Source organism: Pseudarthrobacter sp. 1C304 (genome assembly GCF_052245515.1).
GTDB lineage: Bacteria > Actinomycetota > Actinomycetes > Actinomycetales > Micrococcaceae > Arthrobacter.
On record NZ_JBQQCH010000001.1, the window covers coordinates 189653 to 207232 of the forward strand.

Sequence of the window (17580 nt, forward strand, 5' to 3'; positions counted from 1 at the left end):
GTCTCCCACCCGAATATTCCTCGAAAGGCACATACTGTGAACACCGCACTGGAACTCGTCGATGTCACCCTCGAATACCCCGATGGCGACAGCACCCTCAAGGCACTCGACGCCGTCAACCTCAGCATCGGACCGGGGGAATTCCTGTCCCTCGTCGGCCCCTCGGGATCCGGGAAGTCGTCCCTGCTGGCCGTCGCCGCCACCCTTATCAGCCCCACTGCAGGCATCGTGCTGGTCGGAGGGGTGGCTGCCGGGGAGCTGTCCGAGGCCGACCGAACCACCCTGCGCCGGGACAGGATCGGCATCGTCTTCCAGCAACCTAACCTCCTGCCGTCGCTGACGGCCTTGGAGCAGCTGGTCCTCGGGGACCACCTGCGCGGCAAACCGGCCGGGGCGGCCACCCGCCGCGCCGCCGCGCTCCTGGACCTCGTAGGCCTAGCCCCCGCAGCCGGCAAACGGCCCCATCAGCTCTCCGGCGGCCAGCGTCAGCGGGTCAATATCGCCCGGGCCCTGATGGGGGATCCCGCCGTTCTCCTGGTGGACGAGCCCACGGCCGCCCTGGACCAGGAACGGAGTGCGGCCATCGTGGGGCTGCTGCGGCGGGTCACCGACGAGTTCGGGGTGGCCACGGTCATGGTCACCCACGACACGGGGTTGGTGCCCCTGACGGACTCTGTGGCCAGCATGCGCAACGGCAGGCTCTCCGCCCGGGAGCCCGTCGGCACCGCGGCGACCTGACGACCGGCGGCTAGCCGTCCATCCCGAGCCGGGGCAGCCCCAGGCCGAATATGTCCTTCAAGGCATATTTTGCTGCGTGGTACCCGGGCATACCGGTCACTCCCGGGCCCGGCGGGGTCGAGGAAGAGCACAGGTACACGCCGGGCAGGGGAGTCCGCCAGGGGACCGGACCGGCCACGGGCCGGCGGAGCATCCCCTGCAGGTCCATGAGGCCCGCACTGAAGTCCCCGCCGACGTAGTTCTCGTTGTAGTCCGCCAGGCCGGCGGCGGTGGTCACGTGGTGGCTGACCACAAGGTCACGGAAACCCGGAGCGAAGCGCTCGAGTTGGGCGATCACCGCCCCGGCCATGTCCACGGTGGAACCGGACGGCACGTGGCAGTAGGTCCACAGGACGTTCCGGCCCCCAGGGGCACGGCCCGTGTCGAAGCGCGACGGCTGGGAAACCAGGACGTAGGGGCGTTCCGGATGGCGCCCACCAGCGACGAGATTTTCCGCCTCAGCCATCTCCGCGCGGGTTCCGCCCACGTGGACCGTTCCGGCGTCGGCCAGCCCGGGCGCCGCCCACGGGACCGGGCCGGAAAGGATGAAGTCGACCTTGCAAGCCGCATTTCCGAACCGGTACGCCTCGAGGGCGCTGCGGTACCGGTCAGGGAGCCTTCCCTCCGCCAGTGCCACCAGTCCGGGCGGGGCCACGTCCAGCAACGCGGCCCTGACCGGGGGCAGCTCGGCCAGGGACCCGATCCGGGCGCCGGTCTCCACCGCCCCGCCGTGCGCTTCGATGTCCGCCACCATGGCCTCCGCGATCGCCGCGGAGCCGCCCACCGGGACGGGCCAGCCCACCGTGTGGGCCAGCATCCCCAGCATGAGGCCGGCGCCGGCCGGGGCCGGTGCGGGGAGCCGTCCCACGGCATGCGCGGCGACGCCGGTCAGGAGCGCCGGCGCCAGGTCCTCACGGAATCTCAGTCCCCACAGCGGTGAACCCTGCTCCAGGACCCGGGCGCCGAACAGGGCCGCCGCCACTGGGTCGCGCGGTATCCGCAGGAGCTGGTTCAGCGTCAGGTCCGCCACACCGTCCGCGCGCTTGACCAGGGGTGCCATCAGCCGCCCGAACGCGGCTCCGTCGCGCCCCAGCGCCGCGACCGTACGCTCGAGTGAGTGGTACGCCAGGGCAGCGCGGCCGCCGTCGAGCGGGGTGCCGTAGGAGACCTCAGGAACCTCCAGCCGGACCCGCCGGGACAGCTCGAACTCCCGGAAGAACGGGGAGGCCAGGGCCATCGGGTGCACCGCCGAGCAGACATCGTGCCAGTGCCCGGGCTCCATGAGTTCGGCCGTGCGCAACCCGCCGCCGGCGGTGGGCGCCGCCTCGTAAACGTGCACCTTCAGTCCGGCCCGGGCGAGGGTCACCGCCGCCGCGAGCCCGTTCGGTCCTGAGCCGACCACTGCGACGTCAGGCATCCGCGGGCACCTTGCGCCATGGCAGCACGGAGGCCGAAGGGCGGAGCAGGTCCACCCGGAACCGGTCCGGTGCGCCGTCGAACGGCCCGCCTTGCGGATCGTCCGTCCCGTGCCGGCGGACCACGTCATAGCGGGGGTCCCAGATGTCCCACGCCACCCGGACCATCAGGTAACCGGTGGCGATCATGTGGAACACCACCGCGAGCACGTAGTAGGGCATATCAATATTGTGCTGGGCCACCCCGCCGCTGGTCACCTGCCCGAGGTACATCCAGACCGCCGCCCAGTGCAGCACCTCGATGGTCTGCCAGACCAGGAAGTCCCGCCAGCGCGGCCGGGCCAGTGCCAGCAGGGGGATTAACCAGATGACGAACTGGGGGGAGTAGACCTTGTTGGTCAGGATGAACGCGGCAACAATCAGGAAGGCGAGCTGCGCCATCCGGGGCCGCCTCGGTGCGGTGAGGGCCAGGACCCCGATCAGCACACAGGCGAGCACAAAGAGGTTCAACGCGAGGCCGTTGATGAATTCAGGCTGCAGCGGCGCCCAGCCCAGGCGGCCGGCCACCAGGTTGTAGCCAAACCAGGGCGAGCTGTAGCCCGCGGGCCGGTCCTCGGTGAACTGGTAGAAGTATCTCCAGCCCTCGGGGTTGGCCGCGGCCACGGGCAGGTTGACGGCCAGCCACGCTGCGGCGGCGGCACCCGCGGTGACGAGGATGGCCCGGAACTTCGCGGTCCGCAGCGCCAGGAGCAGCACTGCCCCCAGAATCAGCACGGGGTAGAGCTTGGTTGCGGTGCCCAGGCCGATGAAGACCCCGGCCAGCAGGAGTTTGTCGCGGGAGAAGCAGTACATGCCGACTGCGAGCAGCCCCACAGCCCACATGTCCCAGTTGATGGCTCCGGCGAGAATGATGCCCGGCGCCACGGCCACCATGGCCCCGTCCCACATGCGGCGGCGCGCCATCCGCGCCGTGGCAAGCACGGTGACCATCCAGACGGCGGCGATGAGGGCGGCGTTGAGATCGAAGTAGGCCAGGATGCGGGCGGCCGAGACGCCTTCCCCGGGAACCAGCAACGCCGTGATGCCGGCGATGAACCCCATGAGGACGGGATACTCAAAGAATGTCCCCGGCGTGATGAAAGGGAAAGCACCGTCCCCGAGGCCCCGGTTCTTGAACAGTTCAGGGAAGTCCGAGTAGCAGGTCGCGTAGAACTGGCCCGGCGTTTCCCACCCGTTGACGCGGCAGTAGGACTTGAGGACTATTCCGGTCACGGCGGCCAGGACGGTCAGCAGGATCAGGACGCGTTCCACCGTGAAAAAGCCGGGGGAAACGATGCCGGGGGCCGAACGGCGCCCCAAAGGACCGCCCACCAGTTCCGTGAAGTTCCGCAGCAGGGGGTCGCTGCGGCTCGGGATGACCAGTCGCACACGACGGCGGTGCTCCGGCGGCTTTGTCTCCTGCATGCCCCTGAGCTTACCGGGGCCCTTGCGGCGTGCCGCGCCGCGCCGGGCGGGAGGCTCTGCGGTGGCGGACCCAAGAGGTTAAACGGGCGGTTAAACGGGGGAGCCCACGCGTCGCCGCGTGGGCTCCTTGCGGATCAAGTCCATGCTCAGTCATCCGTTTCTCCTTCGACGGCCGGGCCGTGGCTCAGCGGATGAGTCCCATCTGGTGCATAACGACATAGGAGTCTTCACGCTTCTGGTCCAGGAGTTGTCCGTTAAACAGCGTTGTGTGCCGTGGTGCCGGCCGGAGGGCCAGGCGCAGGAGGTGCTGGAGTTTCTGCTTCATGGTGGTCACCTCCCTTCGGCGGCTGGTGCTGCGGGGCCGGGTGGTGCTGCGTCGCCGGGTGGTGCTGCTGGCAATAGTCACGGTGGACCTTTCGTGGGTGATGATGGAAATCCGGAGTAATTGGGCATGCCAATTAAGGCCTCTGTGAATTCAGGAAGAAAAGGCCGTAATTCGGCATAGAAATGCCCGGTGATGAGTAAATGATTTCGCCGTGGCGGACAATGGCCCCTGGCGAGGGAGCGCGGCACACCCAACAGGAAGCCTGGTTCCGATCTTTGAGGTGCTGCGCAACCGCGCGGTTCCGACTGGTCAGCCCGCCGCCGCGGCACTTCCGGAGAGGAAGGTGCCGGCGAAGCTCCGGCTCCGCGTCCTAGTTCAAGGAATCAGGTTCAACGAACCAGTCTTGATAGACCGGTTTCAGCGAACCAGTTTCAACGATGAGGGCGCAAACGAAGGGGTCAGGAGGCAGCGAGGCCGAAAAACGGGCGCGGTCCAGCGGCAGAGGCCGGGGTGGCGGTGACAAAGTACATCCATCCGCTAGTCAAAGTAATCATTTTCCCAACCTCCTTTTCTGTTATGCCGTGGCTCCGGCTGACTGGCCGGGCGACGCGCGCCTCGACCCCGGCAAGACGCTCTGGGGTCAGAAATAAAAATACCCTATAAATGCAGCAGTTGACTACTGAATTTATAAACTTTCTTGAACTTGTTTTTAAAGCCTGGCCTAGAGGCCCCAGCGGACAACTGCCGGGGTCCGCTTATCCCAGCCAAGGGTGCAGACTTTCGCGGTTCCCAGAATGAAGTGCCGGCCCTCGTGCGGGTCGAGCCCCAGCCAGCGCGCGGTGAGGATCCGGGAGAAGTGCCCGTGGGCAACCACCAACACGTTGTCCAGACCGGATTCCAGCACGCGCGCCACAATCTTGTCCGCTCGGGCCGCCACATCATCGAGGGCCTCGCCGTTCGGCACTCCGTGCGTCCAGATCAGGTACTCCGGATTGTCCTTGCGGATGAGGTCCGAGCTGATGCCCTCGTAATCGCCGTAGTCCCACTCGACGGCGAGCGGCTCCAGCTGGGCGTCCGGGAATCCCGCCAGCTCCGCTGTCCGGCGGGCGCGCCGCAGCGGTGACGTCAGCACCAGGTCAAAGTCGACGGCGTCGAGCACCTTGCGTGCCTCCACGGACTGCTGTTCACCCTCCACCGTAAGAGGCAGGTCGGTGAGGCCGGTGTACTGGCCGCTCTTGGACCACTCGGTTTCTCCGTGCCGCAGGATCCACAGCTGCGGGCGGGGGCCGTTCGAAGGTGCGATCACTTAGGGCTCCTCGGTTGAGAGTAAGGCGGCGGATTCGGGCTGCGCCGCCCACCATTCGTGCAGTTTGGCTTCGGCCTCGGCGGGATCCAGCGGACCGTGCTCCATCCGTTCCTCCAGCAGGAACTTGTACGCACGCCCCACGACGGGTCCGGGTTTGAGTCCCAGGAGCTCCATAATCCGGCCTCCATCCAGATCCGGCCGGACGGCGTCCAGGGATTCCTGCTCCCGAAGCGCCGCGATCCGGGCCTCGAGATCATCGTAGGCGAAGGCCAGCCGCTCGGCCTTGCGCTGGTTGCGGGTGGTCACATCCGACCGGGTCAGGCGGTGCAGCCGTTCCAGGAGCGGGCCTGCGTCGGTGACATAACGCCGGACCGCGGAATCGCTCCAGCCCGCATCGCCGTAGCCGTAGAAGCGCATGTGCAGCTCCACCAGCTTGGCCACGGCCTTGATGGTGTCGTTGTCGAAGCGCAGCGCCTTCATCCGCTTGGTGGTCAGTTTGGCGCCCACCATGTCGTGGTGCCGGAAGCTCACGGCGCCTCCGGGCTCGAAGCGGCGCGTGGCCGGTTTTCCGACGTCGTGCATTAACGCCGCGAACCGCAGCACGAAGTCCGGGCCGGGCACGGCGCCGTCGGCATCCGTTTCGAGGGCGGCAGCCTGCTCCAGGACCTGGAGCGAGTGCTGGTAGACATCCTTGTGGCGGTGGTGCTCATCCGATTCGAGCCGCAGCGCGCTGACCTCGGGCAGCACGAAGTCGGCCAGCCCGGTGTCCACCAGCAGGTCCACGCCGGCCCGCGGGTGCGCCGCGCAAATGAGCTTGACCAGCTCCTCGCGGACCCGTTCGGCGGAAATCATGGTGATCCGTTCCGCCATGCGGGACATGGCGGCGCGGACGTCCGGGTGCACCGTGATGCCCAGCTGCGCAGCGAAGCGCGCGGCCCGCATCATGCGCAGCGGATCGTCGGAGAAGGAGGATTCCGGGGCACCCGGCGTCGCGAGGACGGACGCGTGCAGGTCACGGACCCCGCCGAACGGATCCACGAGCTCCAGCGAGGGCAACCGCAGCGCCATCGCGTTGATGGTGAAGTCGCGGCGCAGCAGGTCATCTGTCAGCGAGTTTCCAAACGCCACCGCGGGTTTGCGGGAGTCGGGGTCGTACGCTTCGGCGCGGTAGGTGGTGACCTCAATCTGGAACCCCGCCTTCCGCATCCCGATGGTCCCGAAGGCGCGCCCGATCTCCCAGTACGTGTCGGCCCACTTCTTGATCAGGGCTAGCGTCTGGTCCGGTGTGGCATCCGTGGTGAAGTCGAGGTCGGGGGACACCCTGCCCAGGAAAAGGTCACGCACCGGCCCGCCCACGAGGGAAAGCTGGTGGCCGGCGTCGACAAACCGCTGCCCAAGCTCCAGAACCACAGGGTCCACCTGGAAATCAACAGTGTGCGAGTCAGTCTCGTGATGTGCGTGCGCCATAGTTACTTAAGCTTGTCAGAAATCCCCGCCAGCACCACACCGGATCCCCGTAAGTCCGGCGGTGAAGAGCCGGACACAGGGCCGGCGCAGGCGATCCACTTTCCCGGCCGTCCACTTTCCTGCCATGTTTAGGTCATCAAGTGCGGACAAGAGTCGTTAGAGTGGACTTCATGGCCCATCCCGTACCGAGCGCTCCCGGCAGGAGGACAAACGCACCGTTGCCTTCGGCAATCGGTGCCAACGTCGCGCCGGTGCAGCACTCCGGGCAGGCTTCCCTTCCCACCGTGGAGGAAATATCCGCCGGCGGCGTCGTGGTGGACACGTCCGACGCCGAACTCCGGGTTGCGATCATTGCCCGCCTGAACCGCGGCGGACGGCTGGAATGGTGCCTCCCGAAGGGCCATCCGGAAGGCCGGGAGAGCAACGAGGAAGCAGCCGTCCGTGAGATTGCGGAAGAAACCGGCATTGAAGGCAAGATCCTCGCACCGCTGGGAAGCATCGACTACTGGTTCACGGTCAGCGGGCACCGGGTCCACAAGACCGTCCACCACTACCTGCTCCAGGCCACGGGCGGGGAACTGACCATCGAAAATGATCCGGACAAGGAAGCCGTGGACGTCGCCTGGGTCCCCATCCACGAGCTGGCCCGGAAGCTGTCCTTCCCGAACGAGCGCCGCATCGCCGACCTCGCCAAGGAAGTCCTGCCGGAGCACCGCTAGGGCTCCGCGGACCCCCGCAATGGACCCCGATAACGCCTTAAGGCGTGCCCGGGTGAGACGATGAAGACGATGTCATCAGCCAAACCCACCCCAGCGCACTCCGGCCCGGCCGACTCCGGCGCCGCCAATTCCTCAGCTGTCCAGTCCGGAGAAGTCCGTTCCAGCGCCATCATGGCCGCGGGAACGCTGGTCTCGCGTTTCCTCGGATTCGCCAAGACCTGGATGCTGGCGGCCGCCCTGGGACTGGGCTCCACCGTCAATGACACGTTCATCAATGCGAACAACCTCCCCAACCTGATCTTCCTGCTCGTGGCGGGCGGCGTGTTCAACGCGGTCCTGGTGCCCCAGATCATCAAGGCGAGCAAGGCCCCGGACAAGGGATCGGACTACATCAGCCGGCTGCTGACCCTGGCGGTGCTGGTGCTCCTGGCGCTCACGCTGGCGGTGACGCTGCTGGCGCCGTGGGTCATCGAACTGACCACCCAGGGATACTCGCCGCAGCAGAAGGCCCTGGCGGTGTCCTTCGCGTTCTGGTGCCTGCCACAGATCTTCTTTTACGGCCTCTACGCGCTGCTGACCCAGGTGCTCAATGCCCACGGCGCCTTCGGGCCCGCGATGTGGGCCCCGATCCTGAACAACCTTGTCGCGATCGCCGGACTGGGGATGTTCATCTGGGCTTTCGGCGCCAACGTCACCAACCCCCACACCCTGGACACCTGGAACTCCACCCAGACGCTCCTGGTGGCCGGATTCTCCACCATCGGCGTGGTTTCGCAGACCGCCATCCTGCTGATCCCGGTGTTCCGGCTCCGGCTCGGCCTGCGTCCCCGCTTCGGATGGCGCGGGGTGGGGCTGGGCCACGCTGCGCGGCTGAGCGTCTGGACCCTGGCGACGGCCGCCGTCGGGCAGTTGGCGTTTCTCTATGTCATGCGTATCGCCACCATCCCGGGCGCGGAGCGGCTCCGCCTGGAACAGGCCGGGGACCCGGCCGCCGACACGCTGCCCGGCAACGCAGTGCTGGAGGTGGCGAGCCAGCTCTACCTGCTCCCGCACTCCATCATTGCGCTCTCGCTCGCCACGGTCCTGTTCAACCGGATGACACGGGCCTCACAGGACGGGGACACCGCCGGCCTGCGGAACGCGCTCTCGCACGGGCTGCGGACCATGGCCGTGGCGACCGTGTTCGGGGCACTGGCACTCTTCGCGCTGGCCGGGCCGCTGGGCATGTTCTTCTCCGGCGGGGTGCCACAGGACGGCGTCATGCTGGCCCAGACCCTGACCATCCTGGCCCTCAGCACTCCCTTTATGAGCGCCAACTTCATGATGTCCCGCGTGTTCTACGCCAACGAGGACGCCCGGACGCCGTTTTTCATCCAGCTGGTCCTTGCGCTGGTGAACGTGGCTGCGGCGTTCACCATCCAGTTCCTCCCGTTCGACCAGATCATTTTCGCCATCGCCATCCTCTACACGGGCGGCAACATCCTGTCGGTGGTCGTCAGCGCCGTGTTCCTGCGCCGGCTGCTGGGACACCTGGACGGCGCGCGGATCGCCAACTCCTACATCCGGATGGGCTACGCCGCCCTGGGTTCCGCCCTCGCCGGCGCCGGCGCCCTGTGGCTCATGGGCAGCTACAGCCCGGACGGCTTCGCCTGGAGCACCCCCATGGCCGCGCTGGTGACGATCATCGTCGTCGGACCCGTCATGCTGGCGGCGTACCTGCTCCTGCTGAAACTGTTCCGGGTGACCGAGCTCAGCGACCTCCTGCAGCCGCTGCTGGGGCGCCTTCGCCGGAAGCCGGCCGCCCAGCCCGCAGCCGGCGAGCCCGCTGACGGTGCCGCTGCACCCCGGACCAGGCCCGAACGTGCCACGGTCTCCGTGGACACAGGCCTCATTCCGAGGATCTCCGGGGAGTTCGACGCGGCATCCTTCCGGGCAGGCCCGGACCTGGACGAAGGGGACGAACGGGCCCGGCGCGCCGGGCCGGAGGGCGGCTACCTCCCCACGGAGGATGTGCCAAGCTCGGCAGAGGGCGGCCTGGGCCGCGGCGACGTGCCCCTGCCCGGCCGGCGCACCTACCAGGGCCCCGCCGGGCGCAATCCGCACTTCCCGTCCGGCGGCAAGAAGAAAAAATAGTATCCGGCCTGGTTCCCAGCGCCGTGCTTCCGCGGCCGGGACACTGCATCGGCTAGGATCGAAGACTAACAAGGGGAGTTGCAGACCAGGGGTCCACCGGCTTACCGGAGGACCTGCGGTCACTGATGAAGTGATCAGTTCGGCAGCTCCCGGACAGTCTAGGAGGAGCCCGTGTCCCACCCGATCGATGTCGGATCAGTACTAGGTGGCCGTTACAAGGTCACTGCAACTGTACTGACCTCACATGACCAGGATCTGGTGCTGGACGGCGTTGACCAGGTGCTCAACCGTGCTGTGAGCATCCTTGTGGCCGGGCCGGACAATGCGGACCAGGTGGCACAGAGCGCCCGCGAAGTTGCTACCGGCGAACGCCCCGGCAACGTGCAGATCCTTGACCTTGGGGTCAGCGAGGCCACCACCTACCTCATCACCAACCACACGTCCGCCGCTGATCTGCTGGACCTTGTGGTGTCCTCCAACCCGCCCTACGTTGAGCCGTTCTTCACTGACACTCTGGGCAGTGAAATCTTTGGCCAGCCGCGGTCCCACGAACCCGAAACGTATGACGGCCTCTACGACGAAGACGAGGTCGACGCCGGCTACATCACCTACGGGCAGAACCACCGGACCGCGCCCGCGGCAGGGGCCGCCCCCGCCGCGCCGCCCGTTTCGCAGCCGCTCTCGCCCGCACGCAAGCCGCAGCGTCCCGTCGTGGCGCCCGCTGCCGGCGCAGGTGCTGCAGCCGGAGCAGCCGCTGCAGGAGCGGGTGCCGCCGCGGCCCGCGCTAAGGCCACTGAGGTGAAGCCCGCCGAAGACAAGTCCCCTGAGACCGCACCCCAGGATGCCACCCCGCATGCGACGGCGCCGCAGCCGGTGCAGGGCGCCGGTGCTCCGGTGTCCGGGCCGGCGGCGCCCGCCGAAAAGCCCAAGGTTTCCCTGTGGTCCGACGACGACGACTACCGCCGTCCTGCCGACGACGAGCCCGCGCCGCGCCAGGGCGCAGCTCCGGAGTACGCCGCCGCAGCAGCAGCGGGCCGTGCGTCCGCGGACCGTCCGCCGGGCTTCTTCCCCGGGTCGGCGCGGAGCAACAGCTCCGCCGCTGACGAGGAGTACTACGGCAAGGACGAGGAGCCCCAGCGCGGGCCTCGCTCAATGCGCTGGCTGGTGGGCGGCCTGCTGGCGGCGGTCCTTGTCGTCGGCCTGGTCCTTGCTATCACGAACCTCGGCAGCCTCTTCAAATCCACACCGCAGCCCGCCGCTGGCGGCGGTGCCAGCACAAGTGCGCCCAGCACGGCGTCGGCCGAGCCGTCCGCCACCGGCAGCCCTGCCCCGGCTGCCGGACCACCCGCCATTGAGGACGTCACAAGGCTGGGCGACTTCGATTTCGCCGGAACCTACGACGGCGACCTGGTCAAGACGTTTGACGGCAACGCCGCGAGCTACTGGTCCGACATGGAATTCGCCACGGACAACTGGGGCGGCCTCGCCACGGAGGTCCCGCTTGTGGTCAAACTGGAGAACCCGGCCAAGGTGTCCTCCGTGACGCTGAGCCAGCTGGGCGCTTCCGGGGGCAACATCAGCATCTACACCAACAGCCGCCCGTCCCTGGACGGAGCCAAGCAGGTGGGCACCAACAGCTTCACCTCCCCGGACCTGACCATGCCGCTGCAGGAACCCACCACGGCGCAGTACGTCATTGTTTCGATCAAGGCACTGCCGAAGCTGGCGGCACCGAAGACCCGCTACGGATTCGGCCTGCGCCTGGCCGAGATCAAGGTCCAATAGCAGACTACTCAGCAGGGAAACATCACCTCGCCCGCCGTCATCAGGACGGTACCCTGAGTAGTGGCGTTCTCCTGTGGGGCCCGGTCCTGCCGGAATATTCAGCGCCTACAAGTAGTTGTGCCATGTGGCCGGCCACCCAGGCGGGCGCATCGACAAAGGAAGAGGTTCACCGTTCAGTGAGCAACGCAGAAAACACCGCGTCAGACGTACGTGATGTCATCATCGTCGGCTCCGGCCCCGCGGGCTACACGGCTGCTGTGTACGCGGCACGGGCCAATCTGAAGCCGCTGCTCCTGGCCGGTTCGGTCACCGCCGGTGGCGAGCTTATGAACACGACCGACGTCGAGAACTACCCGGGATTCCCGGAAGGCATCATGGGCCCGGACCTGATGGAGAACTTCGAAAAGCAGGCCGCCCGCTTCGGCACGGAGATCCAGTTCGAGGACGTTACCGACCTCGACCTTGACGGCGACATCAAGACCGTGACCATCGGCTCCGGAGAAACGTTCCGCGCCCGGTCCATCATCCTGTCGACCGGATCGGCCTACCGTGAGCTCGGACTGTCCAACGAGAAGCGCCTCTCCGGGCACGGAGTGAGCTGGTGTGCAACCTGCGACGGTTTCTTCTTCAAGGACCAGGACATCGCCGTCATCGGCGGTGGGGACTCCGCCATGGAAGAAGCCCTCTTCCTGACCAAGTTCGCAAAGACCGTCACCGTGGTGCACCGACGGGACACCCTCCGCGCCTCCAAGATCATGGCCGACCGCGCACTGGCCCACGAGAAGATCAACTTCATCTGGAACACCGGTGTCGAGGACGTCCTTGGACAGAATAAGGTCACGGGACTGCGCCTGAAGAACCTCGTGGACGGCACCGAGACGGAGCTTGCCGTGACCGGCGTCTTCGTGGCCATCGGCAACGATCCGCGCACGGACCTGGTCAAGGGCAAGCTCGACCTCACGCCCGAAGGCACCATCGCTGTTGAAGGCCGTACCTCAAAGACCAGCATCCAGGGTGTCTTCGCCGCCGGAGACGTCATCGACCCGACCTACCGGCAGGCCATCACAGCCTCCGGATCCGGTTGTGTGGCAGCCCTCGACGTCGAACACTACCTGGCTGATCTTCAAGCCTAAACCCTCGCGCAGCAACCCATCCAAGAGAGAGACAGGGCTATGAGCAACGCAAAAGATGTAACAGACGCCAGCTTCAGCACCGATGTGCTGGCTTCCACCAAGCCGGTCATTGTTGACTTCTGGGCTGAATGGTGCGGCCCGTGCCGCAAATTGGGACCAATCCTGGACGAAATCTCCGTCGAGTACAGCGAGAAGGTTGAGGTGGTCAAGCTGAACGTGGATGACAACCCCGCCATCGCTGCCCAGTACGGCATCACCTCAATTCCGGCGGTCTACTTGTTCCAGGACGGCGAAGTGAAGGGCACTGTCATCGGAGCCCGTCCCAAGCAGTTCTTCGAAAAGGAATTCGCGGACGTCCTGTCCTAAGTTCCTCTGGCTCCGGCACGCTGCTGCCGGCAGCCCCCAGGGTGGCCCCACGTCCTTCACCGGTTGTGGGGCCACCTTTTGGGTGTAGACGTAGTCCTAAGGGCCTCTCCTCATGTCTCACGGCCGCGGGGGAGGGCATTCTTGCGCAAAAATCGGGCGCTGCCCCTTAGCTCGTTTCATCTATGACACTTGATCAACCGATGCAAGTTGTTTGAGGCTTTGCAATCGTCCAGACTGCCCTAAGCATCATGGGCAACACTACATACCCGTGCAGAGAGCTCCTCCCGCCTTAATGCGATTGCCACCACCGAAGCGGCAGCACTATCTGCCTTTTCTGCCCAAGCGACCGAGGGGGCGCTACCGCCAAGGTGAAGGTTCGAAAAGCTTCGAGCGAAGTCGGCTATAGGAGCAGGGTACCCGCCGGTGACCAGCGCAGAGTTTGGGCGTTCTTTCGTTCCCCGTCGCCGCCGCCGGAATCGATCTCATGCGGACGGACCCACGTTGTCGATCTACGCATCCCGTAGCCGCCGCCAGGTCCAACGGCCGGGACATTCTGTTTCACGTGAAACAGTCCCTCTTCTGTCGCGGCTGCTAGTTTATGAAAACTTGGGGCGCTCCTGACCGTCCAGCTCAGCAACGGAGTGCGTGCCCTGGTTCCTTGACTTAAGGTTGAGAAGGGTTTTTCATGCCCGTGGAAATCAACACGGGTCCGCAGTATGCCTCAGGCCAACAAATGAGTTGCTGCAGGTTGTCACCTATGGCGCCGAAGAGTCAGCTTGGGCTGCAAATCCGTGGTCAGCGGCGGCATCGCGCTGTGCGTATGCGCAGTACGTGGAGGCTTTCGAACTGCTAACGACAGACTCCGAATGACGGCTACGGGCGGTGCAGCACGCGCCGCCCTGGACGGTGTTTCACGTGAAACAGACCGTACCTTGAGCTGAGGAGGGGCGTTCACGGCGCACGGCTACCGGCAAGGTATGCAGTTGCCCCTAAGGGGACACGTGGTCTGTTCGATGGATACAGTTCCCGGGTTCATCTTGAGATGACCACGCTGCCTCCGGAGAATCTGTCTAACGCTGCGAAGCGTCCGACAGCCGTAAACTGACGATGTTTCACGTGAAACTCGACAGCTGTGAACTGACGATGTTTCACGTGAAACGGGAAAGTAGCGGGCGACACAGAGCGCATGGTTCCGTACCCACTGCACCTATTGAGTAGGACAGGCTAGCCACTAGCCATAAGGTCAGAACGTAAGACTTATCAGTAGCTAACTATCATTTATCCGAGATGAAGGACGTAGACAGATCATGATTGCTCTTTCTCGCGTCTTCTCCCGCCCGCTACGGAGCTCGAGCCGCAATCAGGGCCGCATCCATGCTCTGCTTCCTTGTGGGTCCCGAAGCCCAGGGTGGATCACAGACGCCCCGCCCGATCCACACTGGTGCTTTCGGCAGATCCGCTCTACGTCCGGATCGCAAAACTGACTCTGCAGTTCCGGAGTCCGCTTCGACGCCTGGCTCCAGACAGAGTAGGCGATGGCAGCCATGGGAGAGTGCTCCCAGTATCCTCTTGTTTCACGTGAAACACGACAGCAGCCCACTGACAGTCAAGGCAGCGTACGTCAGGCCGATATGCAGGCTGGAAACTGGATAGGGTCAAACTAATATCCTGTGGCAGCCTAACGACTTCAGGCTGGTAGCCTGGCGGAGGAGGGCGGTACGCTTGGTGACACGTGATAGATGCGTCCTACACCGTGGAAAATGCGGAAATAAGAGTCAAACACGGTCGACCGTGCGTAGGACCGCAGTCCATGGCACGCGGCAGGGAGTCTGACCGGTCACCGAGCCAGAAAGCCACGGCTAAGGCATTCTCAGTGCCGCTGGGTCTACACTCAGCTAAGCCGCGGGAAGCGGCGCAGCACCGCCAAGCACCCTCTGTGAGCCCACCGCGCATAATGGACGCCCACTCACCATGGCCGATCGGGCGCACGCTAGGACGCCGAGGGGTTACCTCGACATCAATGAGTACAGGCGTCTAAGCATTGCCTCATAAAAGCCCACCGAGAAATGACCGTTGCATGGTCCGTGAGGGATGAGCACCGCTTCTAAGGGAGAAGGACTTGGCTTTCCGGCTCAGTCAGACGAGCAGCTGCGGTACCTCTACGCCGGTCAAACCAACCCTTGGTCGGTAGGTCACCTCCCCAAGCGACGAGCCCAGGAAGCTCCCTTGCACAAGTTGGGGCCGGGGCCACTCTCTGAACTCGATGCCTCTCATTCGCACAGGCCCGACCCTGCGCCACCCTGTGACCCTCATGCCCCTCATCTGCGCGTGGCGGCGGTCAGTGAACCGGTGCGCGACGCTGATAATCAGCTGTAGGGGGATAGACCTATCCGGCGACGCGCACGTGCTGGTGGCGCGCAAGGCCGTGTTGCGTAACCGTTAAAAGCGATCAGGGATCCCCCCTCGCAGTTGTCTGCTGGACTGCAAGCTGTGACCGTGCCGGCACCGCCACCGCGATCTTGCCGACATGAATCCCCGTCCCTCCACAATGTTCTCCACATTAGTTATTCACATAGTTATCCACAGGCGGTGAGATGATTCTCATAGGCCGCCGCGGCCCCAACATTTCATCTGCCACTAATCGATGGTGGACTCTACTTCAGAACCCCTGACGGCTGGACGCCCACAAAGGGGCAACTTTTGGTCTGTCGCATCTCTTACCGGCCGGACCACATCGGCCGAAAAGCCTTCCACTGCCGAGAAAATTAACCTGCTGTAGGCGATTTCTGTGCATCAGTCTCGTGTGAAGTGCTTCACCCCGCGTAGTGCCGGCATCGTTTCACGTGAAACATCCTCGGCACTGTCCGAGCCGGCACCAGCTCGGCGACGACCCGACCAATGAGGACAACATTTGGCGACGGCGAATCACGACATTGGCCCCTGAAGTAATCCACAAAGTTATCCACAGGAATATCCACCGTCTTGTCCCCATCCCGGCAGCGACCACGGGCCGTGAGTCGCTGACAAGTGCGCTCCTGAGAGACGCTCCCGGACGACAGCCATACGCCAGCTTCGGAACAAAAAGTTGCACGGGGAGACACCTGCGTCGGGCGGGTTGTGTCATCCCTGGAAATCCAGAAAGGCAGTCGTCGGGCGGGACAGCCGGGAAGCACCGAGTCCGCGGGTCACATAAATATGATCATCCCTGGGGGAGCGCCACCTGAGGAGAGCGGGGGTCACCATGATCGGTACTGGCCACGTACGCGCGGATCGAAAGCCTGCTGTAGCCCAATCCAAGGGTGCACACTCCCCGCCGGCGCCCTACCCAGACCTGAGATTCCTGGGGCCCACATCCAGCATGACTGCCGACGGACAGGCGATGGCAACGAAGACTTGTGCCACTTGCGGAACCGGAATGTGGGGCTAGATCTGACGAGCGGCAACCCCCTGCGGATAGGGAAGGTTACCTTTTGGAATCAGGGGAGGCTAAGGCCGGGAGCGGGGTTTCCCAACGTGGCTGGCAGCGCTAAGACCCTGCTGCGTACTGGAACATGCGTGGTCTCAGGAGGAAGTGCACGGATCCGGAGACCATGGTGCCGACGGGGGTTTACTGGAGTCCCTCGGAACCTGTCCTGGAGCCCGCACCTTCACACAGCGAGTAGGGCAGGCTCGGCTGGCGTTTGTGGTCTCCAAGCGGCACCTGAAGCACCGGCCCTCCCGGGGACCCCCACTAGCCTTAGGCAAAGGAACACGTCCGTAAGGCCTTTGCTGGCCCCACGGCACTTCCGAATCCCTTGGGGTTCCCTACAGAACCACAATCCGCTTTTAGGCGCTTGGAGGGCCCTGCGGGCTTTGGGCCGCCCTGGGCTGCTCAGGAGGCCCTACGAGCGCTTTGGCATCCCTTTCCAGCCCCCGTGTCGCTTTGTAAAGGCGGGCAGGACCGTAGGCCTCTAGCGGCCAGAGGGGCGCTAATATCGTCGCTGAGCGGTCACGCTCGGCCACGGGCGACCGGCGCTTACGTCCCAGCTCGTATCGCATTGCACCCATACGCTTCGGGTGCCTTGATGCCATCGGGGATCGTTTCACGTGAAACGGTCATCTTCGGGGGAGGGGACGGGACCGGCCGCGATATACGCATGAACTTCCGAGGGTTCCGAGGGCTCGGTAGTCGGAGTTCGCAGTCGAGCAGCGCATCCAGGAGTGCGCCCAGGGTGCCTGCAGCATCGCGCAGACGTTTCACGTGAAACACACTCGACCATATCGCTGCATCTGACCTGCCGCCGGTGACAGAAGACGGATAGAAAGACGTTGGGCGGCGTTCCTGAGGCTATGCCGGGTAGCCAATTCCCGCCACGGTCGGCCGTGGCAGCGACAACGATGTTCCAACGACGGCCAATCTTCGAGGTTCCAGTAGCTTTAGCTCGCCCTCTTACAATCTTCCGCATGCGGGCGGATATGCAGCGAAGGGGGACAGTTGGGCAGCGGGCTGACAGGCAGAGGCCAATGGGGTCCCCGGCGGACAGGCCACGTACGCGCAGCAGAGGGGTTGGCTGAACGCTGACTGGTGCTATTGCCACCGAAATGTACACGATCGGGCGTGATCTGAACGTGCGCGGGTGCCGCTAAAGCACAAAACAGCGAACAGTGGACCCTTCGGACACGGGAGGGCACCACTACCCCCGAAACGCGC

11 protein-coding genes are annotated in these 17580 nt (G+C 65.1%); 6 read left to right on the top strand and 5 right to left on the bottom strand.

Annotated features, from left to right (window positions below):
- Positions 1-36 precede the first annotated feature (36 nt).
- The gene (locus tag ACTWQD_RS00915; protein WP_443194330.1) at positions 37-738 is read left to right on the top strand and encodes an ABC transporter ATP-binding protein; all 702 of its coding nucleotides are present in this window, start codon (positions 37-39) and stop codon (positions 736-738) included.
- A gap of 10 nt (positions 739-748) precedes the next feature.
- Here the strand turns inward: ACTWQD_RS00915 and ACTWQD_RS00920 are convergent, their stop codons facing one another.
- From ACTWQD_RS00920 to ACTWQD_RS00940, 5 genes are all read right to left on the bottom strand, one after another.
- Positions 749-2194, bottom strand: coding sequence for a phytoene desaturase family protein (locus tag ACTWQD_RS00920; protein ID WP_443194331.1), 1446 nt, complete (start codon positions 2192-2194; stop codon positions 749-751).
- Entirely contained in the window at positions 2187-3656 is a 1470-nt protein-coding gene (locus ACTWQD_RS00925; protein WP_443194332.1) for a glycosyltransferase family 87 protein, read from the bottom strand. Before ACTWQD_RS00925 ends, ACTWQD_RS00920 begins: the two co-directional genes overlap by 8 nt.
- 184 nt (positions 3657-3840) lie before the next feature.
- Positions 3841-4062 (bottom strand): hypothetical protein, encoded by a 222-nt coding sequence (locus ACTWQD_RS00930; RefSeq protein WP_443194333.1) that lies wholly within the window; start codon positions 4060-4062, stop codon positions 3841-3843.
- A 640-nt stretch (positions 4063-4702) separates the two neighbouring features.
- Positions 4703-5287, bottom strand: a complete 585-nt coding sequence (locus ACTWQD_RS00935) for a histidine phosphatase family protein (protein ID WP_443194334.1) — start codon at positions 5285-5287, stop codon at positions 4703-4705.
- Entirely contained in the window at positions 5288-6754 is a 1467-nt protein-coding gene (locus ACTWQD_RS00940; RefSeq protein ID WP_443194335.1) for a CCA tRNA nucleotidyltransferase, read from the bottom strand.
- A 170-nt stretch (positions 6755-6924) separates the two neighbouring features.
- Between ACTWQD_RS00940 and ACTWQD_RS00945 the strand changes: the two genes are divergently transcribed.
- The 5 genes from ACTWQD_RS00945 to trxA all read left to right on the top strand — a co-directional run bounded on the left by ACTWQD_RS00945 (position 6925) and on the right by trxA (position 12890).
- Positions 6925-7473, top strand: coding sequence for an NUDIX hydrolase (locus ACTWQD_RS00945; RefSeq protein WP_442854388.1), 549 nt, complete (start codon positions 6925-6927; stop codon positions 7471-7473).
- Positions 7474-7533: 60 nt separating this feature from the next.
- Positions 7534-9606, top strand: a complete 2073-nt coding sequence (gene murJ, locus ACTWQD_RS00950) for a murein biosynthesis integral membrane protein MurJ (RefSeq protein WP_443194336.1) — start codon at positions 7534-7536, stop codon at positions 9604-9606.
- 171 nt (positions 9607-9777) lie between these two features.
- Positions 9778-11391: an ABC transporter substrate-binding protein gene (locus tag ACTWQD_RS00955; RefSeq protein WP_443194337.1), complete on the top strand. Its 1614-nt coding sequence runs from the start codon at positions 9778-9780 to the stop codon at positions 11389-11391.
- A gap of 176 nt (positions 11392-11567) precedes the next feature.
- Entirely contained in the window at positions 11568-12524 is a 957-nt protein-coding gene (gene trxB / locus ACTWQD_RS00960; RefSeq protein WP_443194338.1) for a thioredoxin-disulfide reductase, read from the top strand.
- A gap of 39 nt (positions 12525-12563) precedes the next feature.
- Positions 12564-12890, top strand: a complete 327-nt coding sequence (trxA, locus tag ACTWQD_RS00965; RefSeq protein WP_443194339.1) for a thioredoxin — start codon at positions 12564-12566, stop codon at positions 12888-12890.
- The last annotated feature ends 4690 nt before the right edge of the window (positions 12891-17580 follow it).